This is a genomic window from Ponticoccus sp. (in: a-proteobacteria), assembly GCF_048381735.1.
Map to the genome: position 1 here is coordinate 268,867 of NZ_JBLXGL010000001.1, position 25,723 is coordinate 294,589.

At 69.0% G+C, this 25,723-nt stretch carries 22 protein-coding genes; 14 read left to right on the forward strand and 8 right to left on the reverse strand.

Annotated features, from left to right (window positions below):
- The first annotated feature begins 89 nt into the window (after window positions 1-89).
- Window positions 90-1,187: a 4-hydroxyphenylpyruvate dioxygenase gene (gene hppD, locus ACN5KJ_RS01265; RefSeq protein WP_418591734.1), complete on the forward strand. Its 1,098-nt coding sequence runs from the start codon at window positions 90-92 to the stop codon at window positions 1,185-1,187.
- Window positions 1,188-1,405: 218 nt separating this feature from the next.
- Here the strand turns inward: hppD and ACN5KJ_RS01270 are convergent, their stop codons facing one another.
- Window positions 1,406-4,873, reverse strand: a complete 3,468-nt coding sequence (locus tag ACN5KJ_RS01270) for a hypothetical protein (protein ID WP_418591735.1) — start codon at window positions 4,871-4,873, stop codon at window positions 1,406-1,408.
- A gap of 164 nt (window positions 4,874-5,037) precedes the next feature.
- Between ACN5KJ_RS01270 and ACN5KJ_RS01275 the strand changes: the two genes are divergently transcribed.
- Entirely contained in the window at window positions 5,038-5,733 is a 696-nt protein-coding gene (locus ACN5KJ_RS01275) for an SIMPL domain-containing protein (protein ID WP_418591736.1), read from the forward strand.
- A 105-nt stretch (window positions 5,734-5,838) separates the two neighbouring features.
- Here the strand turns inward: ACN5KJ_RS01275 and ACN5KJ_RS01280 are convergent, their stop codons facing one another.
- Entirely contained in the window at window positions 5,839-7,122 is a 1,284-nt protein-coding gene (locus tag ACN5KJ_RS01280; protein WP_418591737.1) for an O-acetylhomoserine aminocarboxypropyltransferase/cysteine synthase family protein, read from the reverse strand.
- A 191-nt stretch (window positions 7,123-7,313) separates the two neighbouring features.
- Between ACN5KJ_RS01280 and ACN5KJ_RS01285 the strand changes: the two genes are divergently transcribed.
- Window positions 7,314-8,717, forward strand: coding sequence for a pyridoxal phosphate-dependent decarboxylase family protein (locus tag ACN5KJ_RS01285; RefSeq protein WP_418591738.1), 1,404 nt, complete (start codon window positions 7,314-7,316; stop codon window positions 8,715-8,717).
- 69 nt (window positions 8,718-8,786) lie between these two features.
- Here ACN5KJ_RS01285 and ACN5KJ_RS01290 read toward each other — a convergent pair whose 3' ends face one another.
- Window positions 8,787-9,104, reverse strand: coding sequence for a DUF6476 family protein (locus ACN5KJ_RS01290; protein WP_418591739.1), 318 nt, complete (start codon window positions 9,102-9,104; stop codon window positions 8,787-8,789).
- Between the two features lies 1 nt (window position 9,105).
- Here ACN5KJ_RS01290 and ACN5KJ_RS01295 point away from each other — a divergent pair, with 1 nt between their 5' ends.
- On the forward strand, window positions 9,106-10,134 hold the full coding sequence (locus ACN5KJ_RS01295) for an RluA family pseudouridine synthase (protein ID WP_418591740.1): 1,029 nt from the start codon (window positions 9,106-9,108) through the stop codon (window positions 10,132-10,134).
- Here the strand turns inward: ACN5KJ_RS01295 and ACN5KJ_RS01300 are convergent.
- Window positions 10,118-10,771 carry a DUF4386 domain-containing protein gene (locus ACN5KJ_RS01300; RefSeq protein WP_418591741.1) on the reverse strand — a complete coding sequence of 218 codons (654 nt, stop codon included), beginning with the start codon at window positions 10,769-10,771 and terminating at the stop codon, window positions 10,118-10,120. The two genes, ACN5KJ_RS01295 and ACN5KJ_RS01300, sit on opposite strands and share 17 nt — an antisense overlap.
- Before the next feature lie 264 nt (window positions 10,772-11,035).
- On the opposite strand from ACN5KJ_RS01300, the gene rpoH reads away from it, so the two are divergent.
- Window positions 11,036-11,932 carry an RNA polymerase sigma factor RpoH gene (rpoH, locus tag ACN5KJ_RS01305; RefSeq protein ID WP_418591742.1) on the forward strand — a complete coding sequence of 299 codons (897 nt, stop codon included), beginning with the start codon at window positions 11,036-11,038 and terminating at the stop codon, window positions 11,930-11,932.
- A gap of 83 nt (window positions 11,933-12,015) precedes the next feature.
- Here the strand turns inward: rpoH and phhA are convergent, their stop codons facing one another.
- A complete protein-coding gene (phhA, locus tag ACN5KJ_RS01310; RefSeq protein ID WP_418591743.1) occupies window positions 12,016-12,804 on the reverse strand; it encodes a phenylalanine 4-monooxygenase in 789 nt (262 codons plus the stop codon).
- A 118-nt stretch (window positions 12,805-12,922) separates the two neighbouring features.
- Here phhA and ACN5KJ_RS01315 point away from each other — a divergent pair, with 118 nt between their 5' ends.
- Together ACN5KJ_RS01315 and ACN5KJ_RS01320 are read left to right on the forward strand one after the other, a co-directional pair.
- Entirely contained in the window at window positions 12,923-13,402 is a 480-nt protein-coding gene (locus ACN5KJ_RS01315; protein ID WP_347167242.1) for an Lrp/AsnC family transcriptional regulator, read from the forward strand.
- 64 nt (window positions 13,403-13,466) lie between these two features.
- Entirely contained in the window at window positions 13,467-14,435 is a 969-nt protein-coding gene (locus ACN5KJ_RS01320; RefSeq protein WP_418591744.1) for a Gfo/Idh/MocA family protein, read from the forward strand.
- Between the two features lie 86 nt (window positions 14,436-14,521).
- Here ACN5KJ_RS01320 and ACN5KJ_RS01325 read toward each other — a convergent pair whose 3' ends face one another.
- A complete protein-coding gene (locus ACN5KJ_RS01325) occupies window positions 14,522-15,490 on the reverse strand; it encodes an NADPH:quinone oxidoreductase family protein (RefSeq protein WP_418591745.1) in 969 nt (322 codons plus the stop codon).
- 287 nt (window positions 15,491-15,777) lie between these two features.
- Here ACN5KJ_RS01325 and ACN5KJ_RS01330 point away from each other — a divergent pair, with 287 nt between their 5' ends.
- The 4 genes from ACN5KJ_RS01330 (at window position 15,778) to ACN5KJ_RS01345 (ending at window position 18,908) form a co-directional block, all read left to right on the forward strand.
- Window positions 15,778-16,149 (forward strand): helix-turn-helix transcriptional regulator, encoded by a 372-nt coding sequence (locus tag ACN5KJ_RS01330; RefSeq protein ID WP_347167245.1) that lies wholly within the window; start codon window positions 15,778-15,780, stop codon window positions 16,147-16,149.
- 49 nt (window positions 16,150-16,198) lie between these two features.
- Complete coding sequence (gene hisN / locus ACN5KJ_RS01335; RefSeq protein WP_418591746.1) at window positions 16,199-17,005, forward strand: histidinol-phosphatase; 807 nt, start codon at window positions 16,199-16,201, stop codon at window positions 17,003-17,005.
- Window positions 17,006-17,093: 88 nt separating this feature from the next.
- Window positions 17,094-18,443, forward strand: coding sequence for an 8-oxoguanine deaminase (locus ACN5KJ_RS01340; RefSeq protein ID WP_418591747.1), 1,350 nt, complete (start codon window positions 17,094-17,096; stop codon window positions 18,441-18,443).
- A 48-nt stretch (window positions 18,444-18,491) separates the two neighbouring features.
- Window positions 18,492-18,908 carry a CAP domain-containing protein gene (locus ACN5KJ_RS01345; RefSeq protein WP_418591748.1) on the forward strand — a complete coding sequence of 139 codons (417 nt, stop codon included), beginning with the start codon at window positions 18,492-18,494 and terminating at the stop codon, window positions 18,906-18,908.
- Between the two features lie 167 nt (window positions 18,909-19,075).
- Here the strand turns inward: ACN5KJ_RS01345 and guaD are convergent, their stop codons facing one another.
- Window positions 19,076-20,377, reverse strand: coding sequence for a guanine deaminase (gene guaD, locus ACN5KJ_RS01350; protein ID WP_418591749.1), 1,302 nt, complete (start codon window positions 20,375-20,377; stop codon window positions 19,076-19,078).
- 127 nt (window positions 20,378-20,504) lie between these two features.
- Here guaD and mgtE point away from each other — a divergent pair, with 127 nt between their 5' ends.
- Together mgtE and ACN5KJ_RS01360 are read left to right on the forward strand one after the other, a co-directional pair.
- The gene (gene mgtE / locus ACN5KJ_RS01355) at window positions 20,505-21,896 is read left to right on the forward strand and encodes a magnesium transporter (RefSeq protein WP_418591750.1); all 1,392 of its coding nucleotides are present in this window, start codon (window positions 20,505-20,507) and stop codon (window positions 21,894-21,896) included.
- Window positions 21,893-22,456: a 5-formyltetrahydrofolate cyclo-ligase gene (locus tag ACN5KJ_RS01360; protein WP_418591751.1), complete on the forward strand. Its 564-nt coding sequence runs from the start codon at window positions 21,893-21,895 to the stop codon at window positions 22,454-22,456. Before mgtE ends, ACN5KJ_RS01360 begins: the two co-directional genes overlap by 4 nt.
- 294 nt (window positions 22,457-22,750) lie before the next feature.
- Here the strand turns inward: ACN5KJ_RS01360 and purD are convergent, their stop codons facing one another.
- Entirely contained in the window at window positions 22,751-24,013 is a 1,263-nt protein-coding gene (gene purD / locus ACN5KJ_RS01365) for a phosphoribosylamine--glycine ligase (RefSeq protein ID WP_418591752.1), read from the reverse strand.
- 147 nt (window positions 24,014-24,160) lie between these two features.
- Here purD and xseA point away from each other — a divergent pair, with 147 nt between their 5' ends.
- Window positions 24,161-25,705 carry an exodeoxyribonuclease VII large subunit gene (gene xseA / locus ACN5KJ_RS01370; RefSeq protein ID WP_418591753.1) on the forward strand — a complete coding sequence of 515 codons (1,545 nt, stop codon included), beginning with the start codon at window positions 24,161-24,163 and terminating at the stop codon, window positions 25,703-25,705.
- The last annotated feature ends 18 nt before the right edge of the window (window positions 25,706-25,723 follow it).

Consider the following 25,723-nt stretch of genomic DNA (forward strand, 5'->3'; position numbering starts at 1 on the left):
TCAATCCTGGCCAGGATGCGCGGAATTCGCGCCCGGGTAAAGTTATACTGCAGGGGACGCAAACGCGAAGAGCACAGGAGGAGAGCGCCATGGGACCCTTCCCGCACGACGCCCCGCAGGCGACGATCACCGATGAGAACCCCGCCGGCACCGACGGTTTCGAATTCGTGGAATTTGCCCATCCGGACCCGCAGGAGCTGCGCGATCTCTTTGCGCGGATGGGCTATGCCCATGTGGCCAATCACAAGACGAAGAAGGTCGAGCTTTGGCAGCAGGGCGACATTACCTATGTGCTGAACGCCGAGAAGGGATCCTTCGCGGACCGTTTCGTGGATGAACACGGCCCCTGCGCGCCCTCGATGGCCTGGCGGGTGGTGGATGCGCAGCATGCCTTCGAGCATGCGGTGAAGCTGGGCGCCGAGCCCTACGAGGGCGCCGACAAGACCGTCGACTGGCCCGCGATCAAGGGCATCGGCGGCTCGCTGATCTACTTCACCGACCAGTATTACGCGACCTCACCCTACAACGAGGAATTCGACTGGATCGCCACCTCGAAGCCCGAGGGCGTCGGCTTCTGGTATCTGGACCACCTGACGCATAATGTCTTCAAGGGCAATATGGACACCTGGTTCCGCTTTTACGGCGACCTGTTCAACTTCCGCGAGATCCGCTTCTTCGACATCGAGGGCAAGTTCACCGGGCTGTTTTCCCGGGCGCTGACCTCGCCCTGCGGGCGCATCCGCATCCCGATCAACGAGGACCGGGGCGAGACCGGGCAGATCGTGGCCTACCTGAAGAAGTACAAAGGCGAGGGCATCCAGCATATCGCCGTCGGCGCGAAGGACATCTACGACGCGACGGATGCGATTGCCGGGAACGGTCTGACGTTCATGCCGGGGCCGCCCGACAGCTATTACGACCTCTCGCACGATCGGGTCACGGACCACGAAGAGCCCATCGAGCGGATGAAGAAGCACGGCATCCTGATCGACGGCGAAGGGGTCGTGGACGGGGGCGAGACCCGCATCCTGCTGCAGATCTTCTCGAAGACGGTGATCGGGCCGATCTTCTTCGAGTTCATCCAGCGCAAGGGTGACGACGGCTTTGGCGAGGGCAACTTCAAGGCGCTCTTCGAGTCGATCGAGCAGGAGCAGATCGACAACGGGGAACTGCACGCGGCGGAATAAGACAGCCCGCCGTCCGGCAGGGAGGAGGAGAGGGTGTCCCTTTCGGGGGCGCCCTCTTTCTTTGCGCGGATTGGGGACGGGGGGAGGCGCTGCGCGCCTGCGAGAGGCGCTGCCTCTCGCGCTCACCGAGGTATTTCGGGACCAGAGAAGAGGGGGGCGGAAGGGGGGGCGGGAGCTGTGCGCTGCGGCGTGGTCAAGCGGGGCGCGGGCCTTTCGGGTCAGCCGCCCGGCATGTCGAGGGTGATAGTGCGGCTGCCCTTGCTATAGCGCAGCTCGGCATCGCCGATGGCGGCGACGCGCCCGCCGTCCAGCCGGTCGCCGACCTTGACCTTCTGGTACTTGCCGTTTGCCAGCCGCACGAGGGCGCGGCGGTTGTTGGGGGTGCCGTAGACGCCGATCAGGTTGATCCGGCCAAGGTTGATCGCATTGCGCACGGTGGCCGAGCGGGCAACGCTGGCGCTGGAGGGCACCGCCGGAGAGACCGTGCGCGGCGCAACCGCGGCGGTCTGCACGGGTTCCGCCTGGGCCTGCGGCTGCGGTGTGCGTTCGGCGCGGCGCACCAGGGCGGCGAAATTGCCGGGCCGCTGGACCGGCGGCGGCGAGGCCTGCACCGCCTGCGCGGTCGAGGGGGTGGCGGGCTCTGCCGCCTCGGCCTCTTCCTGGACCGACTGGGGGCGGGCGGTGGGGCGGAAGGCCGCCAACTCGCTGCGGGAAATGCCTTGCAGCGTCGCCCGTTCGCGCTGTTCGATCACGTCTTCCGGGCGGGCGCGCGGGCGCAGGTCGCGGAAGCGTTCCAGTTGGTCCGCCACGGGGGGCGCATCGGGGGCGGCGTCTTCTGCCTCTGCCTCGGGCTCGGCCTCGGGCGGGGTGCGCAGCGGCGGCACGGCAGGCGGAAGGCCCGCGTAGATACGCAGGCCCTGGGGTGTCAGCGCGCCTTCGGGTGTGGCCCGCACAAGCCCGCGGTTGTCGATGTCGAATGTCATGCCCGGGGGCGGCGGCAGGCCGGGGTCCTCGACCAGCGGTTCCTCCGTGGGCGACAGGGCCGCCGGCAGGGCCACCGCGTCAGAGCTTTCCACCCTCGGGTCGATCGAGGCGACGTAGACATCCTCGACCCCTTCGTCCGGGGGGGTGAGCGGCGAGGCCGGGGCCCGCTGCCAGATGCCGGTCGCGGCATAGGTGGCGGCGGCCTCTTCCGGCGACAGGGCGCGGGGCGCCACCGGGCGCGACAGCGCGGGCGAGGCCGGTTCCGGCGCCGCGGTGCCGTCGCGGGCCGTCTCGGGTTGCAGGGTTGCGGGTCCTGCTTCGGGCTCCGGGTCGAGGGCCGCCAGTCGCAGCGCCTCGGCGGCCTCGGACTGCGGCGGCGTGTCGGGGCCTGTCGCGGTGTCCGGCTGCAGGTCGGTGTCGGCGGGAAGCGTGGCGATCTGTGTGTCGGGCTCGGCGCTGCGGAAGAGACGGGCCAGCCCGTCGTCGAGGAAGACCGAGGCCCATGCGGCGACACCGGCAAGGAAGATCAGCAGCGCCGCGGTCAGCATCAGCCCGAGGAAGCGGGGCTTGCCGCCGACAGGGGCGTTGTTGCGGGCGCCGAAGACGGTCATGCGCTCGCGTTCTTCCGAACTGGAGGTCAGCGTGCGCCCGGCCTGTTTGGCAGAGGCGAAGCGACCGGCGTCCTCTGCCGGCAGGGCCGCGGCGGCCGCCGCCGTTCGGGCCATCACAGGTGCGGCGACGGCGGGGGTGGTGGCGGGTGCGTTCACCCCCTGCGAGCGCAGCGCGGCGAGGCGCGCAAGCGGGTTTGGGCCGGGGGCTTCGGCGGCGGTGCGGGCCGCGATGGGGGCGGGTGCGCCGGGGGCGGCAGGCTTTGCCGCCGGGGAGGCCGCGCCTGCGGGGGTTGCCTGCGTGACGGGCGGTTTCGCCGCCGGGGTGGGCGCCGGTCTCGGGGCCGGGCGCGCGGCTTCGGGCACTGTCGCGGCGGGGGCCGCAGGCGATCTGTCGCCCGGCGCTGGCGCCCCGCTCGGGGTCTTCAGCGGCGGCACGGGGCCCGTGCCGTCGGCGGTGTCCCTTGCCGCGGCGGGCGCCCTGGGTGCCGGTGTCCCGGCGGCCTTGGCGGCGGCATCCGGGGCAGGGGCGCGGGGCGGCACCGGTCCGGCTGTGGCCGCGGGCCTGGCCGCCTGCGGCGTGACCTTCCCGGCAACGGCCCGCGTCACCGGAGGCGTGGCCTTGCCCGGTGCGGACGGCTCGGAGGTGGCTGGCCGCTTGACCGGCGGGTCGGCGCGCGGGGTCGCGGCCTGCGGCGTGGCGGAACGGTCGGCGTCCGGGGGCTGGGCCGAGGCGGCGGGCGGGGTGCCGCGCGGAGCGGCCACCGGCGAGAAGCGGGGGCGCTGCGACGAGCCCGAATCCGGTCCCAGTTTCAACGGTCGCGCGGCCGGAGGGATCGTCTCGTCCCGCTTGGCCCGGACGGAGGCAAAGGTGAAACTGCCCTGCGCGTCGTTGTCGTCGAGGGGCGTCATCTCGGGCAGGGGGGGCAGATCTGCGGGGTCCGTGGCCTTACCTCCGGCGCGGCCAGCGGTGGCCGCCGGGTCGGGGGTGGCAGGTTGCGGCCCGGGCATCGGCTGCGCGGGCTTGGACGCTGCGGGCTGGGGGGCTGCGGTCGCGCTTTGCGCCGGTTTCTCCGGTGTCGGTGCCGGTGCTTTGACGGTCGCGGTTTCGCTTTGCGCCGCCTCATGCCGGGGGGGCAGGGTGTGGGCCTTTTCGGGGATCGCGTCGGCAGCCTGTGCAGGACTGGAGAGGGCGGGGTCAGCAGGTTTTGCGGCTGCCGGAGTCTCTGGCTTTGCGATTGCCGGTGCCGGAGCCTCCGGCTTTGTGGTTGCCGGTGTTTCGGGTGCTGCGGTTGCCGGTGTTTCGGGTGCTGCGGTTGCCGGTGCTTCGGGTGTTGCGGCTGCCGGTGCCGGTGCCTCGGGCGTTGCGGCTGCTGGAGCCTCGGGCGTTGCGGTTGCCGGTGTCTCCGGTTTTGCGGCTGCCGGAGCCTCTGGCTTTGCGATTGCCGGTGCCGGTGCCTCAAGCGTTGCGGTTGCCGGGGCAGGCTTGGCTGCATCCGGGACCGGCGCGGGCTCTTGCGGTGCGGGTGCGGCAGAAACGGCAACCGGTGTCCGGGCGGCTTCGTCCGCGGCGACGATCTCGATGGCCCGGGCAGGGCGGTCTGCGGCGCGGCGCCACGAGGCGGCGCGTCCGAAGAACACCGCGCCGTCGAAGGCCCCCTGCGGCGCGATCGCCGCGAAGCCGACAGGCGTGAAGCCGTGCATCTCGGCAAAGCCCTCGGCCTCGGCCAGGGTTTCGTTCGCGACGGCGGCAATCAGCAGCCGCCCGCCCGACAAGGTGTGGTCATGGGTCAGCTCGGCGACCGGGTAGGGCGTGGCGCCATCCAGCGCCGCCCGGATCGCGGCGTCGCGCGTGCCGTCGGCGCCACCGGGATCGGCCTGATCGAGATAGCGGATCTGTTCGTTCGGGATGATCAGCAGGACCTGCGTTCCGCGCGGGTCAAGCGCGGCGGCGCGCTCGCGCAGGCCCGCCATGGCCGCGTCGAGGTCGGGGTCGTCGATGGCGACCTCTGCGATCAGGGCCCACCGGGGGCCCATCCGGCGCAGAAGACCGATGCCGTCGAAAGAGAGCGAGAGCGCGAAATTCGGTATCATGGAGCGGTCTTTAGCAGTCCTGCAGGGCCCGCGGGAGTCATTATCCGGATGCTGAACAGTCTAAGGCAACTCTTTGCCGAAGCACAGAAAGACCGGACCGGCCCCCTTGTTTCCAGAGAACAATATGATGATCTGCAGAAGGATTTCAACTTTGGAGCGCTCTCATGCGACATCTCGCGATACTTCTGGCCCTGGCCAGCCCCCTGGCCCTGCCGACGAACGCCCTTGCCCAGGAGGCGCAGACCCTGACCGTCAACGGCGAGGGCAACATCGCGGCGGTGCCCGATCAGGCGGTGTTGCGGGTCGGTGTGGAGGCGCGCAACGAAAGCGCGGCCCGCGCCATGAACGAGGCCTCGGACCATATGGACGCCCTGCTGGCGGTGCTGGCCGAGCGCGGGATCGAGCCGCGCGACATGCAGACGGCGGCGCTGTCGCTGAACCAGATGAACGGCAATGACAGCGGCTCGCTGCGGGACGGCGACCGGGACTATGTCGCGCGCAACACGCTCTCGGTCACGCTGCGCGACGTCGATGCGGCGGGCGAGGTGCTTCAGGCGCTGCTTGAAGCGGGCGCGAATGACTTCTCGGGCCTCAGCTTCGGCCTGCAGGACCCGCGGCCCGTCGAGGACGAGGCACGCCGGGCCGCCGTCGCCGATGCCCGCGCCAAGGCGGAACTTTATGCCGAGGCGGCGGGTGTGTCGCTTGGTCCGATCCGCTCGATCACCGAGGGCGGCATGAGCCGCCCGATGCCTATGAGCGCCCCGATGATGTTCGAGGCGCGCGGCAAGATGCCGGTCGCGGCCGGGGAAACGATGGTTCAGTCCAACGTGCAGGTGATCTGGACCCTGGAGTCCGAGTGATCGCGCCGGGGCGGGGGTGATCCCGCCCGGCACGCAGGGGCGCGGGCGGGGTCTCCGCGCGGTAGAAACAGGGGCGGGGGTGATCCCCCGCCCCGATTTTCAGGTTCAGGCCTTCAGGGCCTGGTCCAGATCGGCGATCAGGTCCTCGGCATCCTCGATCCCGATGGAGATGCGCACCACGTTGGGCGCCGCGCCCGCCGCGATCTGCTGTTCCTCTGTCAGCTGCCGGTGCGTGGTCGAGGCAGAGTGGATCACCAGGCTGCGGGTATCGCCGAGGTTGGCGACATGGCTGAAGATCTCCAGCGAATCCACGAACTTGACGCAGGCGTCGTAGCCGCCCTTCAGGGCGATGGTGAAGATACCCCCGGCGCCTTTCGGGCAGATCCGCGCCACCCGGTCGTTGTAGGGCGACGAGGGCAGGCCCGCGTAGGTCACGGCCTCGACCGCGGGGTGGTTTTCCAGCCAGCTGGCCACGCGCATCGCGTTCTCGACATGGCGCGCCATGCGCAGCGACAGCGTCTCGATGCCCATCAGCGTGTAATGCGCCGCCTGCGGGTTCAGCGTCATGCCGAGGTCGCGCAGGCCGATGGCGATGCCGTGAAAGGTGAAGGCCAGCGGGCCGAAGGTCTCGGCGAATTTCAACCCGTGGTAGGCCGGTTCGGGGTCCGACAGCGAGGGGAACTTGCCCGAGGCGGCCCAGTCGAAGGTGCCGGAATCGACCACCACACCGCCGGTGACGGTGCCGTTGCCGGTCAGGTACTTGGTCATCGAATGCACGACCAGCGTGGCGCCATGCTCGATCGGGCGGCAGAGGTAGGGCGTGGCCGAGGTGTTGTCGACGATCAGTGGCAGGCCGGCCTTGTCGGCGATGGCGGCGATGGCGTCGAGGTCGGTGATATAGCCGCCCGGGTTGGCGATGGATTCGCAGAACACCGCGCGGGTGTCGTCGTCAATCGCCGCCGCCACGGCGTCGAGATCGTCGAAATCCACGAATTTCGCCGACCAGCCGAAGCGCGTGATGGTCTGGCTGAACTGGGTGATCGAACCGCCGTAAAGCCGGGTCGAGACGACCACGTTGCAGCCCGGACGCATCAGCGGGAACAGCGCCATGATCTGCGCCGCGTGGCCGGACGAGCAGCAGACCGCGCCGGCGCCGCCCTCCAGCGTCGCGACGCGTTCCTGCAGCGCGGAAACGGTGGGGTTGGTCAGGCGCGAGTAGATATAGCCGACCTCTTGCAGGTTGAAGAGCGCGGCGGCGTGTTCGGCATCGCGGAAGACATAGGCGGTGGTCTGGTAGATCGGCACCTGCCGCGCGCCGGTGGCCGGATCGGGCCGGGCGCCCGCGTGGATCTGAAGCGTGTCGAAGCCGTAGCTGGGGCCGTCGGTCATGATGTCCTCCCTGACCAGTGAATTTCCGCATAGGGGTAAGTCATCACGCAGGGCAGGACAACGGCGTTATGGCCCGGTTGCGCGCGGTGCCCGCCGGTTGCAGGATGACCGCAGGGGCCGGTGTTAACCGGCTGGGAACCTGCAGTCGCATAGGCTGCGCAACAGGGACGGACGAGGGCGGAGCGCAGGCGATGGACTGGGACGAATTCGCGGACTGGGGCCGCAGGCTGGCGGATTACGGCGCCGGATATCACCGCGAGCTGCGCGACCGTCCGGTCCGCCCGGACGTGAAACCCGGCGCGGTGCTGGGGCAATTGCCCAAGGCCCCGCCCGAGGAGGGGTGCAGCATGACCGCGATCCTCGAGGATTTCGACCGCATCGTGATGCCCGGGATCACGCATTGGCAGCACCCCCGCTTCTTCGCCTATTTCCCGGCCAACGCGGCGCCGCCCTCGATGCTGGCAGAGATGCTGGTGGCGCAGATCGCGCAGCAGTGCATGCTGTGGCAGACCTCTCCGGCGGCGACAGAGCTGGAGACGCGGATGATCGACTGGCTGCGGCAGGCGGTCGGGCTGCCGCTCGGTTTTCACGGCGTGATCCAGGACAGCGCCTCTTCGGCGACCCTGACCGCGATGCTGGTCATGCGCGAGAAGGTGCTGGGCTGGAAGGGCAATGCCGAGGGCCTGTCCGAGCAGCGGCGCGTGCGGGTCTATTGTTCGGACCAGGTGCATACGTCGGTGGATCGCGCCGCCTGGGTCTCGGGGATCGGGCAGGACAACCTCGTGAAGATCCCGACGGTCGCGGGCGATCCGCTGAGGCCGATGGATGTCGCGGCGCTGAGGGCGCAGATCCGGTCCGACCGCGCGGATGGTTACCTGCCCGCGGGCATCGTCGGCGCCACGGGCGGCACCAGCATGGGCGCCTGCGACCGCATCTGGGAACTGGCCGAGGTCGCCGAGAACCAGGGGCTCTACCTGCATGTCGATGCCGCATGGGCGGGCGCGGCGATGATCTGCCGGTCCTTCCGCGAGCTGTGGCGCGGCGTCGAGAAGGCGGATTCGGTGGTCTTCAACCCGCACAAGTGGCTGGGCGCGCAGTTCGACTGCTCGGCCCATTTCGTGCGCGACCCCGACGCCCTGCGCCAGACCCTGGCGATCCGGCCCGAGTACCTGCGCAGCCATGCCCATGCCGAGGTGACGGATTATTCCGAGTGGACGATCCCGCTGGGCCGCCGCTTCCGGGCGCTGAAGCTGTGGTTCCTGCTGCGCTACTACGGGCTGGAACACCTGCGCCAGATGGTGCGCAACCACGTCACATGGTCGCGCGCGCTGGCCCGGCGGCTGGAGAGCGAGCCCGACTTCGAGATCGTGACAGAGCCGGTCCTGTCGCTCTTTACCTTTCGCCACAGGGGCGACGACGCGCATAACCTGAAGCTGCTGGAACAGATCAACGCGGATGGGCGCATCTACCTGACGCAGACCCGGGTGGACGGCAGGCTGGCGATCCGCTTCCAGGCGGGGGCCTTCGCCATGACCGGCGAGGATGCGGAAAACGCCTTCTACACGATCACCGGCATGGCCCGCATCATGCGCTGACCTCCGCGAGGGGCCAAATTTCTTCGAAGAAATTTGCAAGAGCCTTGCAAGGCTCTTGGGCGCCCGGCCTCAGGGTTGCGCGATGCCGATGGTCTGGCGCAGGCGGCCCGTGGCGCGGTCGAAGATCAGGATCGCCTCGCCCTCGGGGCCCTGCGTCACCACCGCGTACCAGTCGGTGCCCTGCGTGTAGGCGGTGGCCGTGGCGCCGCCCGGCAGGGAGATCACCTCTGGCAGCGGCGCCTGTGCATTGTTATAGCGCACCCAGATCAGGCCGAGGATTCCGAGGATCCCGGCAATCATCACCGCCGTCAGGACCGTGACCAGCAGCCGCAGGAAACGCAGGCCCGGCGGTTCCGGCAGGGCTTCGGGATCAGGATCAGGGGACACGATGACCATCCTTCGCGTGACAATTGCGGCCGATCCGCCGCCGCGCCTAGATAAGGCGCTTGCGCGCGATGTGCCAGAGCAGGCCGCCCTGTCGCGCACCCGCCTCGCGCGGCTGATCGCCGAGGGCGCCGTGACGGTGAACGGCGCGATGGCCGCGAACCCCAAGGCCCCTGTGGCGGAAGGGGACACCGTGACCATCGCGGTGCCCGAGGCCCGGGACTACGACGTGGTGGCGCAGGACATTCCGCTGGTCATCCTCTTCGAGGACGAGGACCTGCTGGTGATCGACAAGCCCGCCGGGATGGTGGTGCACCCGGCCCCCGGAACGCCGGACGGCACGCTGGTCAATGCGCTGCTGCACCACTTCGGGGGCGACCTCTCTGGCATCGGCGGAGAGAAGCGGCCCGGCATCGTCCACCGCATCGACAAGGACACCAGCGGCCTTCTGGTGGTGGCAAAGTCCGACCGGGCGCACCACGGGCTTGCCCGGCAATTCGAGAAACACACGGCGCGGCGGGCCTATCGTGCCGTCGTGCATGGCGTGCCGGACCTTGCCGACCCGCGCCTGATGGGCATGCGGGGGGTGTCGTCCTCGGGCGCCGGGGTGCTGACGATCACCAGCGGGCTGGCGCGGCACAAGACCGACCGGCAGCGGCAGGCGGTCTATTTCGACGGGCAGGGGCGGCACGCGATCACCCATGCCCGAACGCTGGAACGCTTTGGCACGCCCGCAAGCATGGCGCTGGTGGAGTGCCGGCTGGAGACCGGGCGCACCCACCAGATCCGCGTGCACATGGCCCATGCGGGCCATGCGCTTGTCGGCGACCAGACCTACGGCGGGCGCCGCAGGGTCCCGGAAAAGGCGCTGAGCCCCGCCGGCCATGCGGCGGCCAGCCGGTTTCCCCGGCAGGCCCTGCATGCGGCGGAACTGGGGTTCGAGCATCCCGCCACCGGCGAGGCCCTGCTGTTCGAGGCGCCCCTGCCGGAGGACATGAGCCAGCTGATCGCGGCGCTCAGATCCGCCCCCTGACCAGCAGCCAGAGGCAGAGCGCGCTTTCCGCCAGCATCGGCAGGGCATAGGCGTATTGGAGCACCTCCAGCGCGGCGGGGGCGGCAAGGCGGGCGAGGCCGCCGGTCATGTAGACAAGGCCCGACAGCGCGATGCCGCCGAGGATGACCTTTGGCACCCCGCCAGACATGCACAGCAGCCGCGCCATGATCAGGCTGTTGGCGCCGAACAGGATCAGGCCGACATCGTAGCCGGTCGCATGCAGCTCTGCGAGCAGGGCGGCCAGCGCAATCTCTCCCTGCGCAAGGGCGAAGGGCAGGGCCGACAGCAGCACCAGCGCCGCGCCGATCAGTGTCGCCTGCATCAGCCGCAGCACCATGGCCGCGAGCGCCGCGCCTTCCGAGACGCCGCGCAGAAGGCGCCAGAACTGCAGCGCCAGCGTGATATCGGCGCCCAGCATGACCAGATCCGCCAACAGTGCCATGCGGAAGCGCGGCAGGGCGGCAGAGACGGACGCGGCGATCTGCTCGGGCCCGCCGGCCAGCAGCGGCCCGCGCAGTAGCAGTTCCGCCGAGAGGCCGGTGACGATGATGGCAAGGTACAGCAATCCGGCAAGACGGACGGCACGGGTGGGGGCGGGCAGGGGCTGTGCGGGCATCGGAGGCTTTCATGACGGGCGGTCTGGCTTGACATTAACCGATGCGGATGTGTAGAAAAGTGCCCCGATTTTGAATGAGGGCCGTGCGGATCCGCATGCGGGGCAGATCTTTTGCACAGCCGCGTGAGGGCGCTGTCACAATGGTTACAGCGACGGAAAGCAACCTTAACTGCGTATCAACGTTTGAAAGCGAACACATCTTGTAACCGCGGCCATGGCACACCATGTTGATGTTAAGCCGCGTAACATGAAAGGGACAGGAACGTGAGCAACTATGCCAATCTTCCGGCTCCGTCGCCCGAAGCGGGCCTGAGCCGCTACCTTCAGGAAATCCGCAAGTTCCCTCTTCTGGAACCGGAACAGGAATACATGCTGGCGAAACGCTGGGTCGAGGATGAGGACACCGGCGCGGCGCACCAGCTGGTGACCTCTCACCTGCGGCTCGCCGCCAAGATCGCCATGGGCTATCGCGGCTACGGACTGCCGCAGGCCGAGGTGATTTCCGAGGCCAATGTCGGCCTCATGCAGGCGGTCAAGCGCTTCGACCCGGAAAAGGGCTTTCGCCTTGCGACCTACGCGATGTGGTGGATCCGCGCCTCGATCCAGGAATACATCCTGCGGTCGTGGAGCCTTGTGAAGCTGGGCACGACCTCGGCGCAAAAGAAGCTGTTCTTCAACCTGCGCAAGGCGAAAAGCCGCATCGGCGCGCTGGAGGACGGCGACCTGCGGCCCGAGCACGTGCAGAAGATCGCCCATGACCTCGGCGTGACCGAGACCGAGGTGATCAGCATGAACCGGCGGCTGTCGGGTGGCGATGCCTCGCTGAACGCGACCATCGGCTCCGAGGGCGAAGGCTCGATGCAGTGGCAGGACTGGCTGGAGGACGAAGACGCCGATCAGGCCGGTGACTACGCCGAGCGTGACGAGCTGGAATCGCGGCGCGCGCTTCTGGCAGAGGCCATGGACGTGCTGAACGACCGCGAGCGCGATATCCTCACCCAGCGCCGCCTGAGCGACCAGCCGGTGACGCTGGAGGACCTGTCGGGCGTCTACGATGTCTCTCGGGAACGGATCCGGCAGATCGAGGTGCGGGCCTTCGAGAAGCTGCAGACCCGGATGCGCGAACTGGCCAGGGAACAGGGGATGCTGCCCGCCAGCTGAGGCCGCCCCATCGAACCGACGCCCCCGCCCGGCTGACCCGGACGGGGGCTTTTTCATGTCTCATTCATGTCTCGGCACAAGGGTCAGGCGGCTTTCGGCGGATAGGCGGGCGCATGCAGGCCCAGCCGCTGCGCCTGTGCCACATCCTTCAGCAGGTCCCGCTCTGCGGCGGCAAACAGCGTATCGAGATCCTCGAGGACGAAGTAGATCGGCTGCGGGATGTCGATGCGGTAGGGCGTGCGCAGGATGTCGATGATGTCGAAGGGCCGGTATTGCGGCTGGCCCGAGACGCTCCACTCCAGCTCTTCCGGGGAAGAGGCCAGGCCGGAGCCAAGCGCCTTCACCCCCGTGCCTTCCCGCATCAGGCCGAATTCGATGGTGAACCAGTAGAGGCGGATCAGCCAGGCGTAGTCCTTGGGGTCGGCGTCGCGCCCGGCGGCGCCGATGGCCTGGCTGAAGGCGGCAAAGCGCGGATCGGTCAGAAGCGGCGTATGGCCAAAGAGCTCGTGGAAGATGTCGGGCTCTTCGATGTAGTCGAAATCCTCGCGCGAGCGCATGAAGGAGGCGGCCGGAAAGGTTCTGTCGGCCAGCATGCCGAAGAAGCGCCCGAAGGGAATCAGCGCGGGCACCGGCTCGACCCGCCAGCCGGTCATCTCGCCCAGCCGCTCGGAAATCTCGGGGCATTGCGGCACCCGGTCCTGCGGCAGCGCGATGCGGGCAAGGCCGTCCAGATAGGGCTGCGCGCTGTGCCGGGCGACCTGCGGGGCCTGCATCGCGTAGAGATCGCGCCAGACCGCGTCCTCTTCGGCGGTATAGTCGATGAAGCCATGGGCATCGGGCAATTTGGCGAGATACTTGGTCGATTTGGGCATTGGGTCCTCCGTTTCTGCAAGCATGGACGGGGAGGCGGGGCAAATCTTGTCGAATGCCATGGATAACGCCGGGGCCTGCGCTAGCTCGTTCCCCTGAACCGGCAGAGGAAGGAAGACCGTGCCTCTCAAACTCGATTCCGTGGACAGAAAGCTCCTGGCGCACTTGCAAAAGGACGGCAAGGCAAGCGTACAGGACCTTGCCGAGGCCGCCGGCCTCTCGCCCTCGCCCTGCTGGCGGCGGGTCAAGCGGCTGGAAGAAGCGGGCGCCATCAAGGGCTATGTCGCCCGGCTGGATCCGAAGAAGCTGGGGCTGGACGCGCTGGCCTATGTCTTCGTCAGCCTCGTCGACCATCAGGAGCGGACGATCAACCAGTTCGCGGGGCTGGTGGAGCGCGAGGAACGCATTGTCGAATGCGCCTCTGTCACCGGGGGCAGCGATTTCATCCTGAAGGTCGCGGCGCGCGATCCCGAGGATCTGGAGACCTTCCTGATGCGCGGGATCCTCGGCAGCGGTCTGGTGCGGGCGAGCCAGACGCATTTCGTGCTGCGCCGGACCAAGACGCGAAGCCCCTGGCCGCTTCTGCCATCGGACGAGTGACCCGCCCGCATTGACCCCCTCCGGCGGCACCGTCATGGTGGCGCAAACATCATGGGGGGAAGGCATGGAGACGGTGAACTGGGGCATTCTGGGCGCGGCGAATTTCGCACGGCGGCACATGGGGCCGGCGATCCACGCAGCCGGGCGCGGGCGGCTGGCGGCGCTGGCCACCTCCAGCGCCGGGAAGGCCGCGCCGTTTCAGGCCTTTGCGCCGGACCTGCGGGTGCATGACAGCTACGAGGCGCTGCTGGACGATCCCGGCATCGATGCGGTCTATGTGCCGCTGCCCAACCACCTGCATGTGGACTGGGCGCTGAAGGCGCTGGAGGCGGGCAAGCACGTGCTGGTCGAAAAGCCCCTTGCGATGAAGGCAAGCGACTTCGACGCGGTGATCGCGGCGCGCGACCGCAGCGGGCTTTGTGCCGCCGAGGCCTATATGATCGTGCATCATCCGCAGTGGCAGAAGGCGAAGGCGCTGTTCGAGGCCGGGGCCATCGGCAGGCTGGTGCGGGTCTCGGGGGCGTTTTCCTTCGACAACCGCGATGCGGGCAATATCCGCAACCGCCCCGAGACCGGCGGCGGCGCGGTGCCCGACATCGGCGTCTACATCTACGGCGCGGCCCGCTTCGTCACCGGCGAGGAGCCGTCAGAGATCCTGTCGGCGAAGGTGGAGCGCGAGAACGGGGTCGATGTCTGGACCCATATCACCGCGCAATTCCCGTCCTTCCACTACAGCGGCGTGGTGTCGATGCGCATGGCGCCCTGGCAAGAGATGGTGTTCCACGGCGAGAGCGGCGTGATGCGCCTGACCGCGCCCTTCAACGCCAATGTCTACGGCGAGGCGCGGGTGGTCGTGCAATCCGCCGATCTTGTCGAGACGGTCCACCGCTTCCCGGCGGACAACCATTACGTCCATCAGGTCGAAGCGTTCAACGCCAGCGTTCTGGACGGCGCCGCCTATGCCTGCCCGCTGGAGTTCAGCCGGGGCACGCAGGCGATGATCGACATGGTCTGGGCGAAAGAGGCGGGGTAGCGGCCGCCGCCTTCCGGGCGTCCCGGCCGTGCCTCTGCCGAGGCGCAGCGGGGCGCCACATGGGCCAGGGCCCGGCGGTGTCGTGCTCAGAGATCCTGGATCGTGACCACGACCTTGCCGGTGGACTTCCGGTCGCGCAGCAGGGCCATGCCCTCTTCGGCGCGGTCCAGCGGCAGGACATTGCTGACATGCGGGGTCAGGCGGCCTTCGCCATGCCAGGCGATCAACTGCTGCAGAGAGCGGGTCAGAACCTCGGGGCGGAAGTTCAGGTAGCCGCCCCAGTAGAGGCCCAGCACCGAGAGGTTCTTGACCAGCAGGTGGTTCGCCTTGATCTGCGGGACCTCGCCGCTGGCGAAGCCGATGGTCAGGATCCGCGCCTCGGGACGGCAGGCGCGGAAGGCGGCGGCGAACTGCTCGCCTCCGACAGGATCGTAGACCACATCGGCGCCGCCGAGCGCTTTCATTTCGGCGCGGATATCCTGCGTGGTGGCATCGATCAGCACATCGGCACCGGCGGCCCTGGCGGCCTCCAGCTTGTCGGCGCCGCGGGCGCAGGCGACGACCCGCGCGCCCATCAGGTGGCCGATCTCGACAGCCGTCAGGCCGACCCCGCCCGCCGCGCCCAGCACCAGCAGCGTTTCGCCCGGTTGCAACCGCGCGCGGTGGTCCAGCGCCAGGTGGCTGGTGCCGTAGGCGATCTGGAAGGCCGCGGCTTCGGTCCAGCCCATGCTGTCGGGCAGCTTCACCGCGCGCTCTGCCGGGAAGCAGCCGAGTTCCGCCAGCCCGCCCTGACCGCCGTAGACCGCAACCCGGTCGCCGGGGGCGAAAGCCGTCACCCCGGCACCGACCGCCTCGACGCGGCCCGCGACCTCCATGCCCATGACGAAGGGCAGGGCGGGGGTGTCCTGATAGGTGCCCTTCATCATCAGCAGATCCGCGAAATTCAGACCGCAGGCTGCAATGCGGACCAGGATTTCCCCCTCTGCGGGGGTGGGCTCTGCGACCTCGACAAGAGAGGGGGGAGATTCGTGGGAAGAGAGCAAAAGCGCGCGCATGGGGACTCCGTTCTGTTTAAACTTTGTTAAACGCGTTCCCGAGGCGGGGATAGGGGACGAAGTGACGGGGAAAAAATCAGAAACAGTGACAAAAACGGCAATATTTCAACTTTGTGGTGTTTCTGGAGCCTGTTTGCTATCATCGGGCGCGTGATTTGCTTGATTTTTGATCCTGAAATGATGTAGCACCTTACGCCATACACGTGCAGGATGAGGCATGTTTTGGAGCCGGGATTCGATGGCTTTGCCAAGTCTGAAACGCAACCCGTAGTAATAGGAAGATTTTGATGGCACACCCCGTTGATGTACATGTCGGCAAGCGCATTCGCCACCGCCGCTGGCTTGTGGGCATGACCCAGCAGCAACTGGCCGAACGGGTCGGCATCAAGTTCCAGCAGATTCAGAAGTACGAAACCGGCGCGAACCGGGTCAGCGCCTCTCGGCTGTGGGACATCGCCGACGCTCTGGAAGTGCCGGTCAGCTTCTTCTTCGAGGGTATCGAAAACGAAGGCGCCGAGGTCGATGCCACCGACAGTGTCCCGGCGGACATCCTTGGCGACAAGGAAGCCCTGGATCTCGTGCGTTCCTATTACGCGATGCCCGAGAACCAGCGCCGCCGCCTGTTCGAACTGGCCCGGGTGATGTCCGACGTGGCTTGAGCCCGGCCCGCGCCTGCGCTAGCCCTTCGCCGGCGAAGGGAGAACGCACATGGCGGGACGAAACCGTGATATCGAGAACGAGCTGATTGCCACCGCCCATGCGGTGGCGGATGCCGCGCGAGCGGCCATCCTGCCGTGGTTCCGGCGTGCCGACCTGTCGGCGGCCAACAAGGCGGCAGAAGGCTTCGATCCGGTGACGCAGGCCGACCGCGCCGCCGAAGAGGCGATGCGCACTGTGTTGGCGCGGCGCCGGCCACAGGATGCCATTCTTGGCGAGGAGTTCGGGCGCTCCGACGGGTCCAGCGGGTTGACCTGGGTGCTCGATCCCATCGACGGAACACGCGGCTTCCTGTCCGGAACCCCGACCTGGGGCGTGCTGATCGCGGTCAGCGACGAAAGCGGCCCGTTTCTGGGGGTCATCGACCAGCCCTATACGCAGGAACGCTTTGTCGGCGGCCCCGGGCTGGCCGAATGGACCGGACCGCATGGCGGCGCACCGCTGACGACGCGGACGACGGCGGGGCTGTCCGATGCGGTTCTCTTCACGACATTTCCCGAGGTCGGGACCCCCGAGGAGGGCGCGGCCTTCCGGCGCGTCGCAGAGCAGGTCAAGCTGGTGCGCTACGGGATGGATTGCTACGCCTATGCGCTGCTGGCGGCGGGACAGATCGACCTTGTGATCGAAGCGGGGCTTCAGGCCTATGATATCCAGGCGCCGATCGCGGTGATCGAGGCGGCGGGCGGCGTCGTCACCGACTGGCAGGGTGGCCCGGCGCATGGCGGCGGTCGCGCGCTGGCGGCGGCGAACCCGTCGGTGCATGCGGCGGCGCTGGACCTCCTGCGGTCCACGGTCTAGGCTTGCCGCGCGGCCCCGCGCACTTTCCCTTTTCCGGCGGGCGTCGTTTTCGTCTCTCACCGAAAAGGGCAGATCGTGAGGGGCTGACATGACACAGACCGACATTCTCATTCGCAATGCGCGCACCGTCCTGACCATGGACGATGCCGGGGCAGAGCTTGCAAACACCGACATCCGCATCCGCGACGGGGTGATCGCCGGGATCGGGTCGGGGCTGGATCCGGCGGGGGCCGAGGTGATCGATGCCGCGCGCCATGTCGTGACACCGGGATTGGTGAACACGCACCACCACCTGTACCAGACCCTGACCCGCGCGGTGCCGGGCGGGCAGGACGCGCTGCTGTTCGGCTGGCTCAAGACGCTCTATCCGATCTGGTCCCGGTTCGGCCCCGAAGAGATCTTCGTCTCGGCCCAGATCGGGCTGGCGGAACTGGCGCTGTCGGGCTGCACGCTGTCCTCGGATCACCTGTACCTCTACCCCAACGGCGCCCGGCTGGAGGACACCATCCATGCCGCCGCCGAGGTCGGGCTGCGCTTTCATCCGACGCGCGGCGCCATGAGCATTGGCGAAAGCGCGGGCGGGCTGCCGCCGGATGCGCTGGTGGAGCGCGAGGCGGCGATCCTCGAGGATTGCATCCGGGTGATCGACGCCTTCCACGACCCGCGTGAGGGGGCCATGGTGCGCGTCGGCGTGGCGCCCTGTTCGCCTTTCAGCGTCAGCCGCGAGCTGATGCGCGACGCCGCCCTGCTGGCGCGAGACAAGGGCGTGATGCTGCACACGCATCTGGCCGAGAACGACGAGGACATCGCCTATTCCGAGGCGCAGTTCGGCTGCCGCCCCGGTCAATATGCCGAAGATCTGGGCTGGACCGGCGAGGATGTCTGGCACGCCCATTGCGTGAAGCTGGACGGGGCCGAGATCGACCTCTTTGCCCGGTCGCGCACCGGGGTGGCGCATTGCCCCTGTTCCAATTGCCGGCTGGGGTCGGGGATCGCCCCGGTCCGCGCCATGCGCGACGCCGGGGTAAGGGTCGGTCTTGGGGTCGACGGATCGGCCTCGAACGACGCGGGGTCTCTGGTGGGCGAGGCGCGGCAGGCGATGCTGCTGCAACGGGTGGCGCGCGGCGCCGACGCCATGAGCGCGCGCGAGGCGCTGTGGATCGCGACACGCGGCGGGGCCGAGGTGCTGGGCCGCGCCGATTGCGGTCAGGTCGCGGTGGGCAAGCGCGCCGATCTGGCGCTTTGGGATGTCTCGGGCATCGAGAGCGCCGGAAGCTGGGATCCGGCGGCACTTTTGCTGGCCGGGCCGACCCGCGTGTGCCATCTTTTGGTCGAGGGGCGCGCGGTGGTGCGGGACGGACGGATCGTCAGCTTTGACCTTGAACAGGCGATCCGCAATCAGACCCGTCTGGCCAGGGCCTTGGCCGAGCGCGCCTGAGACCGGTTTCGGAGGGGTGTCATGACGGCTTCGCGGTGGATAGTCCCTTTGCTGATTGGGCTGGCCGCCTGCGGGGCCGGGGTGGACCCGGCAGGCGCCCAACAGGCGCGGCAGATGCTGAACGGGTTTCGGGCCGAGCAGGGGCTTGGGCCGGTCACTGCCTCCGAGGCGCTGGAGGCGGCGGCCATGGCCCATGCGCTGGACATGATGCGGGGCGGGTTCTTCGATCATCGCGGTTCTGACGGCAGCGATGTCATGGCGCGGGTCCGCCGGGCAGGCTACGGCGCCTGCGCGGTGGCCGAGAACATCGCAAGGGGGCAGGGCCGTCTGGCGGAGGTCATGGGCGACTGGGTCGCATCGCCGGGCCATCGCGCCAACCTTGCGATGCCGCAGGTCACGGACTACGGGCTGGTGCGCGCGCAGGGCGACATCTGGGTGCTGGTGCTGGGCCGCGACGGCTGCTGAGGCGCGGCTCCGGTGGGGGCGGCGGTCGGGGTGCGGCGGTCTGGGGGCGGCGGTCGGAACCCGGCCCGGGGAATGACCGCGCGGAGGGGCGCGCAAAGAGGGGGCTCTGCCCCCGCTCCTGCGGAGCCCCCCGGGATATTTTCGGACAGAAGAAGCGCGGGGCGCGTTCAGGATGCGGCGGGGGACGTCCTTTGGCCTGCGACCCATGTCCCCGCGATGGCGCGGTCGTCGCCCATCATGATCGTCGCGAAGAGGGCTTCCCAGATGTCCTCGGCCCGTGCCGCGCGCTGCGCGATGGCCGGTGTCGAGGCGAGGTCCAGCGCGATGAAATCCGCCTCCATCCCCGGGGCGAGATTGCCGATGCGGTCGTCGAGGCGCAGCGCGCGGGCCGAGCCCTGGGTGGCGAGCCAGATCAGTTGGCTGGCATGCAGCGGCGTGCCGCGCAGCTGGCCGATCTCGTAGGCCGCCGCCATGGTGCGCAGCATCGAGAAGGACGAGCCGCCGCCGGTGTCGGTGGCCAGCCCCACGCGCAGGCCGCGCGCGGTCAGTCCGGCCATGTCGAAGAGGCCGGAGCCGATGAAGCTGTTCGAGGTCGGGCAGTGGACGAGGGCGGCGCCGACCTCGGACAGGCGGTCGATCTCGCGGGGGTCCAGGTGGATGGCGTGGCCGTAGAGGCCGTTCGGGCCCAGAAGCCCGTGTGCCTCGTAGGTGTCGAGGTAGTCGCGCGCCTGCGGAAACAGCGACCGGACCCAGGCGATTTCGTCCAGCTGTTCGCTGAGGTGGGTCTGCATCAGGCAGTCCGGGTGTTCGGCCCAGAGCGCGCCGAGCGCCGAGAGTTGTTCGGGGGTCGAGGTGGGCGAGAAGCGCGGCGTGATCACATAGGAGGCGCGCCCGCACCCGTGCCAGCGGTCCAGCAGCGCCTTGCTGTCGTCATAGGCGGATTGCGCCGTGTCGCGCAGGCCCTCGGGCGCGTTGCGGTCCATGCAGGTCTTGCCCGCCAGCACCCGCATGCCGCGCGCCTCTGCCGCCTCGAAAATCGCATCGACCGAGTCGGGGTGGATGGTGGCATAGCTGCAGACCGTCGTCGTGCCCTGTGCCAGCACGAGGTCGAGGTAATCTTCCGCCACGGCGCGCGCATAGGCGGGGTCGGCAAGGCGCATTTCCTCGGGGAAGGTGTAGCTGTTCAGCCAGTCGATCAGCCGCTTGCCCCAGCTGGCGATGATTCGGGTCTGCGGGTAATGCACATGGGCATCGACGAAGCCCGCGGTCAGCAGCGCCTGTCCGTGGTCCACCACCCGGGCCCGCGGATGGGCGGCGCGCAGGCTGGCGGCACTGCCGAGCGCGCGGATCCTGCCGTCCGCGACCAGAATCGCGCCGGCGCTGTCGTGGCGCGCGGCTGACGGGCCGGCGGCGAAGGGATCGGCCTCGAAATGCAGGGTCTGGCCCAGGTGCAGGGTTTCTTCGGCCATGCGCGCTCTCCAATTGGTCGAAAATCAGCCTATGCTGCGCGTGCAGAAAGGTAAATCGTTCGTGCCCCCTGTTGCCGCGCGCGACCTTGCCCTAGGTTTCGGCCAGCAGGAATCCGGAGGGCAGAACATGGCAGAAGACGCAGAGGCCCTGGCGGCGGAGGCGGAGCGCGAGGACGCCTATACGCTGGACCGCAAGGCGGTGGCGCAGATCCTCTACGCGGTCGATGTCGAGGACCGCGCGCAGCTGGTCGCCCTGATGGAGCCGCTGCACGCCGCCGACATCGCCGACCTTCTGGAGCAGATCAACGCCTTCGACCGGATGCGGCTGATCAAGCTCTACGGCAAGGAGTTCGACGGCGAGATCCTGTCGGAACTGGACGAGGCGATCCGCGAGGAAGTCATCGGCATCCTGCACCCGCAGGTGCTGGCCGACGCCGTGCGCGAGCTGGACAGCGACGACGTGGTCGACCTGCTGGAAGACCTCGACGCGCCGCAGCAAGAGGCCATCCTTGGCGCGCTGGAGGCGGGCGACCGCGCCGCCGTGCAACAGTCGCTGACCTACCCCGAGTATTCCGCCGGGCGCCTGATGCAGCGCGAGGTGGTGATGGCGCCGGAATACTGGAACGTCGGCGAGATGATCGACTTCCTGCGCAACTCGGACCACCTGCCCGAACAGTTCTACCACATCGTTCTGGTGGACCCCAAGCTGCGCCCCGTGGGCAATGTCACGCTGGGCAAGCTGATGGCCTCGCGCCGCGAGGTGCTGCTGAAGTCCATCGTCGAGGACACCTTTCACACCATCCCCGTCACCCAGTACGAGGGCGACGTGGCCTATGCCTTCAACCAGTACCACCTGATCTCGGCCCCGGTGGTGGACGAAAACGACCGGCTGGTGGGCCAGATCACCATCGACGACGCCATGGCGGTGCTGGACGAGGAAAACGCCGAGGACATCCTGCGTCTGGCCGGTGTGGACGAGGAATCGAGCCTGTCGGACTCGGTGGTCGAGACCACCAAGCGGCGCTTTCCCTGGCTGGCGGTGAACCTGGTGACGGCGGTGCTGGCCAGCCTTGTGATCGCGCAGTTCGAGGATGCTATCGCGACCGTCGTGGCACTGGCGGTGCTGATGCCCATCGTCGCCTCGATGGGGGGCAATGCGGGCACGCAGTCGCTGACGGTTGCGGTGCGGGCCTTGGCGACCAAAGACCTGACCACCGCGAACATCTGGCGCGTCATCCGGCGCGAGGCAGCGGTGGGTCTGATCAACGGTTGCGCCTTCGCGGTGATCATGGGGATCGTGGGGATCGTCTGGTTCGGCTCTCCGGCACTGGGGGGCGTGATCGCCTCTGCCATGATCATCAACCTCGTGATCGCGGGTCTGGCCGGGATCATGATCCCGGTCCTGCTGGAGAAGGCGGGCGTCGACCCGGCGCTGGCCTCGGGCGCCTTCGTGACGACGGTCACGGATGTGGTCGGGTTCTTCGCCTTCCTCGGCCTTGCCGTTCTGGTGCTGCTGTGACGCCGCTGGAAGAGGCCAAGGCCGCGGCCCGCAAGGCGGCCTTTGCAGCCCGGAAACTTGCGTTTCAGGCCGGGATCCCCGGCGCGGCAGGCCGGTTGAGCGAGGTCCTGGCAGGTTACCGGGGGGTGCCGGTCTCGGGCTTCCTGCCGATCAGGACAGAGATCGACCCGCTGCCCGCCATGGCCGAGGCCGCGGCCCATGGGCCGGTCGGCGTGCCGGTGATCGAGGGCGCCGGGCTGCCGCTGCGCTTCGCGCTGTGGGAACCGGACATGCCGCTGATCGACGGCCCCTTCGGCGCGGCGGTGCCAGAGACGCCCGAGTGGATGGAGCCGGAGCTGCTGATCGTGCCGCTGGTGGCCTTCGACCGCGCCGGTGGGCGGCTGGGCTATGGCGGTGGCTTTTACGACCGCACGTTGGAGAGGCTGCGCGCGAAGCGGTCCACGCTGGCCGTGGGCTTTGCCTTTGCCGCGCAGGAGATGGAGGGCCTGCCGCTGGAGCCGACCGACCAGCCGCTTGACCTGATCGTGACCGAGCGCGAGGTGATCACGCCGGTCGGGTGACGCAGGCCGGGTGACACGGGCCAGGTGACGCGGGCCGGGTGACACGGGCCGGGCTGGCGCTCCATTGCAAAGCCGTTCGGGCGGCCTGCTGCCCAAGGGGGCGGCAGGCCGGAGAAGATCTGCCGGCCTACGGGGCGGGGTGCGCTTGCGGGTTCGTGGCTGCCCCCGCGCCATGTCGTCCGCGCCATGCCGTCACGGCGGCGCGGTTCGCCCCGTGGCAATCGCGTATCGGATTGCAATGGAGCGCCGCCGGATGCGCCGCCCCGCGCGTGACGGGCGGGGCGGGGCGCGGTGTCAGAGCGCGCGCCAGCCGATGTCGCGGCGGCAGAAACCCTCTGGCCAGTCGATGGCATCGACCAGCGCATAGGCGCGGGCCTGTGCCTCTGCCAGCGTGGCGCCGCGCGCGGTTGCGTTCAGGACGCGCCCGCCAGAGGCGGTCACCGCCCCGTCCTTCGTCGTGGTGCCGGCGTGGAAGGTCATGTGAAAGCTGTCCTCGGGCAGGGCATCCAGCCCCTTGATCACGCTGCCCTTTTCATAGGCGCCGGGATAGCCCCGCGCCGCCAGCACGACGGTCATGGCGTGGTCGTCGGCCCATGTCACCTGTGCCTCGGCCAGGCGGCCCTCGGCGGCGGCCTGCATCAGGTCCAGCGCCTGCGCGCCAAGCCGCATCATCAGCACCTGGCACTCGGGGTCGCCGAAGCGGACGTTGTATTCCACCAGCCGGGGCGCGCCCTCCTCGATCATCAGGCCGACGTAGAGCACCCCCTGATAGGGCGTCCCGCGCCGCGCCATTTCCGCCATGGTGGGGCGGACGATCTCGTCCAGCGCGCGCTGCGTGACCTCGGGGGTCATCACCGGCGCCGGAGAATAGGCGCCCATGCCGCCGGTATTGGGGCCGGTGTCGCCCTCGCCGACGCGCTTGTGGTCCTGCGCGGTGCCCACCGGCAGGCAGGTCTCGCCGTCGACCAGCACGAAGAAAGAGGCCTCTTCGCCGGTCATGAATTCCTCGATCACCACCTCGGCGCCCGCCGCGCCGAAGGAGCCGCCGAACATGTCGTCGATGGCGGCGCAGGCCTCGTCCACGCTCTCGGCGATGATCACGCCCTTGCCCGCCGCAAGCCCGTCGGCCTTGACCACGATGGGCGCGCCCTCTGCGCGCACATGGGCCTTGGCGGCCTCGGCATCGGTGAAATGGCCGTAGGCGGCGGTGGGGGCCTGTGCCGCGTCGCAGATTTCCTTGGTGAAGCTTTTCGAGGCCTCCAGCCGGGCCGCCGCGGCAGAGGGGCCGAAGACCGCGAAGCCCGCGTCGCGCAGGCGATCCGCCACCCCGGCGGCCAGCGGCGCCTCTGGCCCGACGATCACAAGGTCGATGGCGTTCTCGCCCGCGAATTCGGCCACCGCGTTGCCGTCCTCGATATCCAGCCGCGCGCATTCGGCGATCAGCGCGATGCCCGCGTTGCCCGGGGCCACGATCAGCTTGTCGCATTTGGGGTTCTGCAGGGTCGCCCAGGCCAGCGCATGTTCACGCCCGCCGCTGCCGAGGATGAGGATGTTCACGGGTCGGTCTCCTTTGCAGCGTGGGACGGGGCTCTGCCCCGCTCGCTGCGCTCGCCCCCCGGGATATTTCAGGACAGAAGAAGGGCAGGTTTCGCTTTGTTGCGCGCCGGTTTAAGGTCGGGCGGCGCGAAGGGCAAGAGAGGCACCATGGACCTGCTGGACGACGAGCCGGGCAATACGCCGGAATTCACCGTTTCGGAACTTTCGGGGGCGGTGAAGCGCACCATCGAGGGCGAGTTCGGCTTTGTCCGGGTGCGCGGCGAGCTGGGACGGGTGATGGTCCCGCGCTCGGGTCATGTCTATCTCGACCTGAAGGACGACCGGTCGGTGATTTCGGGGATTGTCTGGAAGGGCGTGGCCGCGCGGCTTCAGATGCGCCCCGAGGAGGGCATGGAGGTTATCGTCACCGGGCGCATGACCACCTTCCCCGGGCAGTCGAAGTACCAGATCGTTATCGAGGACATGGCGCCCGCCGGTGCCGGGGCGCTGATGGCCATGCTGGAGAAGCGCAAGGCGCAGTTGCAGGCCGAGGGGCTGTTCGATGCCGCCCGCAAGAGGCCCTTGCCCTATCTGCCGGAGGTCATCGGGGTGGTGACCTCGCCCTCTGGCGCGGTGATCCGCGACATCCTGCACCGGCTGCGCGACCGGTTTCCGCGCAAGGTGCTGATCTGGCCGGTCGCGGTTCAGGGCGCGAAATGCGCCGCCGAGGTGGCGCGGGGCATCGAGGGGTTCAACCGCCTGACCCCGGGCGGCGCGCTGCCGCGGCCCGACCTGCTGATCGTGGCGCGGGGCGGCGGGTCGGTCGAGGATCTCTGGGGCTTCAACGAAGAGATCGTGGTGCGCGCCGCGGCGGCCAGTGCGATCCCGCTGATTTCCGCCGTGGGGCACGAGACCGATACGACGCTGATCGACTACGCTTCGGACCGCCGCGCGCCGACCCCATCCGCCGCCGCCGAAATGGCGGTGCCGGTGCGGCTGGAGCTTCTGGCGGCGACGCGGGATTTCGGCGCCCGCATGACGCGGGCCATGGGCCACCGGGTCGAGCAGCGCGGCCAGCGGCTGCGCGATCTGGCCCGCGCGCTGCCCCGGCCGATGGAGCTGCTGGACGGCCCGCGCCAGAGGCTGGATCACCTCGACGAACGGCTGCCGGGCGCGCTGCGCCGTGCCGTCGACCGCAAGCGCCTGATTCTGACCGAGCAGTCGGGCAGCCTGCGCCCGGCCACGCTGCACCGGGCCATCGTGGCAGAGCGCAACCGCGCCGCCGACCGCGCCGCGCGGCTGGGGCCGGCGTTGACGCGGCTGGTGATCGCCCGGCGCGAGGCGCTGGCGCGGCGCGCCGACCGGCTGGACCTGCGGCCGCTGAAGCGCGACATCGCCACCGGTCGCGAGCGGCTGGCCGAGCTGACCCGCCGTCTCGATGGCGCGCAGGGCGCGCGGGTGGCCGATCTGACGGCGCGGGTCGAGGCGCTTGATCGCCTGCGCGAGACGCTGGGCTACCGCGCCACGCTGGCGCGCGGCTATGCGGTGGTGCGCGGCGAGGGCCAGGTCCTGACCAGCAAGGCGCAGGCCGAGGCGGCCACCGCGCTGGAGATCGAGTTCGCGGATGGCAGGCTGAAGCTTGGCGGCGGCCCGGCCCGCCGCGCTGCACCTGCGGCAAAATCCAGGCCGCCGGAGCAGGGAAGCCTTTTCTAGGCCCTCTTCGGCCCGCGA

Excerpts from the sequence above, each read along its gene's own strand:
- ACN5KJ_RS01280 (WP_418591737.1), bottom strand. The coding sequence starts at position 7,122 with ATGACCGACGGCCCCAGCTACGGCTTCGACACGCTTCAGATCCACGCG.
- hisN (WP_418591746.1), top strand. The coding sequence starts at position 16,199 with ATGGCGGGACGAAACCGTGATATCGAGAACGAGCTGATTGCCACCGCC.
- ACN5KJ_RS01340 (WP_418591747.1), top strand. The coding sequence starts at position 17,094 with ATGACACAGACCGACATTCTCATTCGCAATGCGCGCACCGTCCTGACC.
- ACN5KJ_RS01325 (WP_418591745.1), bottom strand. The coding sequence starts at position 15,490 with ATGCGCGCGCTTTTGCTCTCTTCCCACGAATCTCCCCCCTCTCTTGTC.
- ACN5KJ_RS01275 (WP_418591736.1), top strand. The coding sequence starts at position 5,038 with ATGCGACATCTCGCGATACTTCTGGCCCTGGCCAGCCCCCTGGCCCTG.
- ACN5KJ_RS01295 (WP_418591740.1), top strand. The coding sequence starts at position 9,106 with ATGACCATCCTTCGCGTGACAATTGCGGCCGATCCGCCGCCGCGCCTA.
- phhA (WP_418591743.1), bottom strand. The coding sequence starts at position 12,804 with ATGCCCAAATCGACCAAGTATCTCGCCAAATTGCCCGATGCCCATGGC.
- mgtE (WP_418591750.1), top strand. The coding sequence starts at position 20,505 with ATGGCAGAAGACGCAGAGGCCCTGGCGGCGGAGGCGGAGCGCGAGGAC.
- guaD (WP_418591749.1), bottom strand. The coding sequence starts at position 20,377 with ATGGCCGAAGAAACCCTGCACCTGGGCCAGACCCTGCATTTCGAGGCC.
- ACN5KJ_RS01285 (WP_418591738.1), top strand. The coding sequence starts at position 7,314 with ATGGACTGGGACGAATTCGCGGACTGGGGCCGCAGGCTGGCGGATTAC.
- ACN5KJ_RS01330 (WP_347167245.1), top strand. The coding sequence starts at position 15,778 with ATGGCACACCCCGTTGATGTACATGTCGGCAAGCGCATTCGCCACCGC.
- hppD (WP_418591734.1), top strand. The coding sequence starts at position 90 with ATGGGACCCTTCCCGCACGACGCCCCGCAGGCGACGATCACCGATGAG.
- ACN5KJ_RS01320 (WP_418591744.1), top strand. The coding sequence starts at position 13,467 with ATGGAGACGGTGAACTGGGGCATTCTGGGCGCGGCGAATTTCGCACGG.
- xseA (WP_418591753.1), top strand. The coding sequence starts at position 24,161 with ATGGACCTGCTGGACGACGAGCCGGGCAATACGCCGGAATTCACCGTT.
- ACN5KJ_RS01270 (WP_418591735.1), bottom strand. The coding sequence starts at position 4,873 with ATGATACCGAATTTCGCGCTCTCGCTCTCTTTCGACGGCATCGGTCTT.
- ACN5KJ_RS01300 (WP_418591741.1), bottom strand. The coding sequence starts at position 10,771 with ATGCCCGCACAGCCCCTGCCCGCCCCCACCCGTGCCGTCCGTCTTGCC.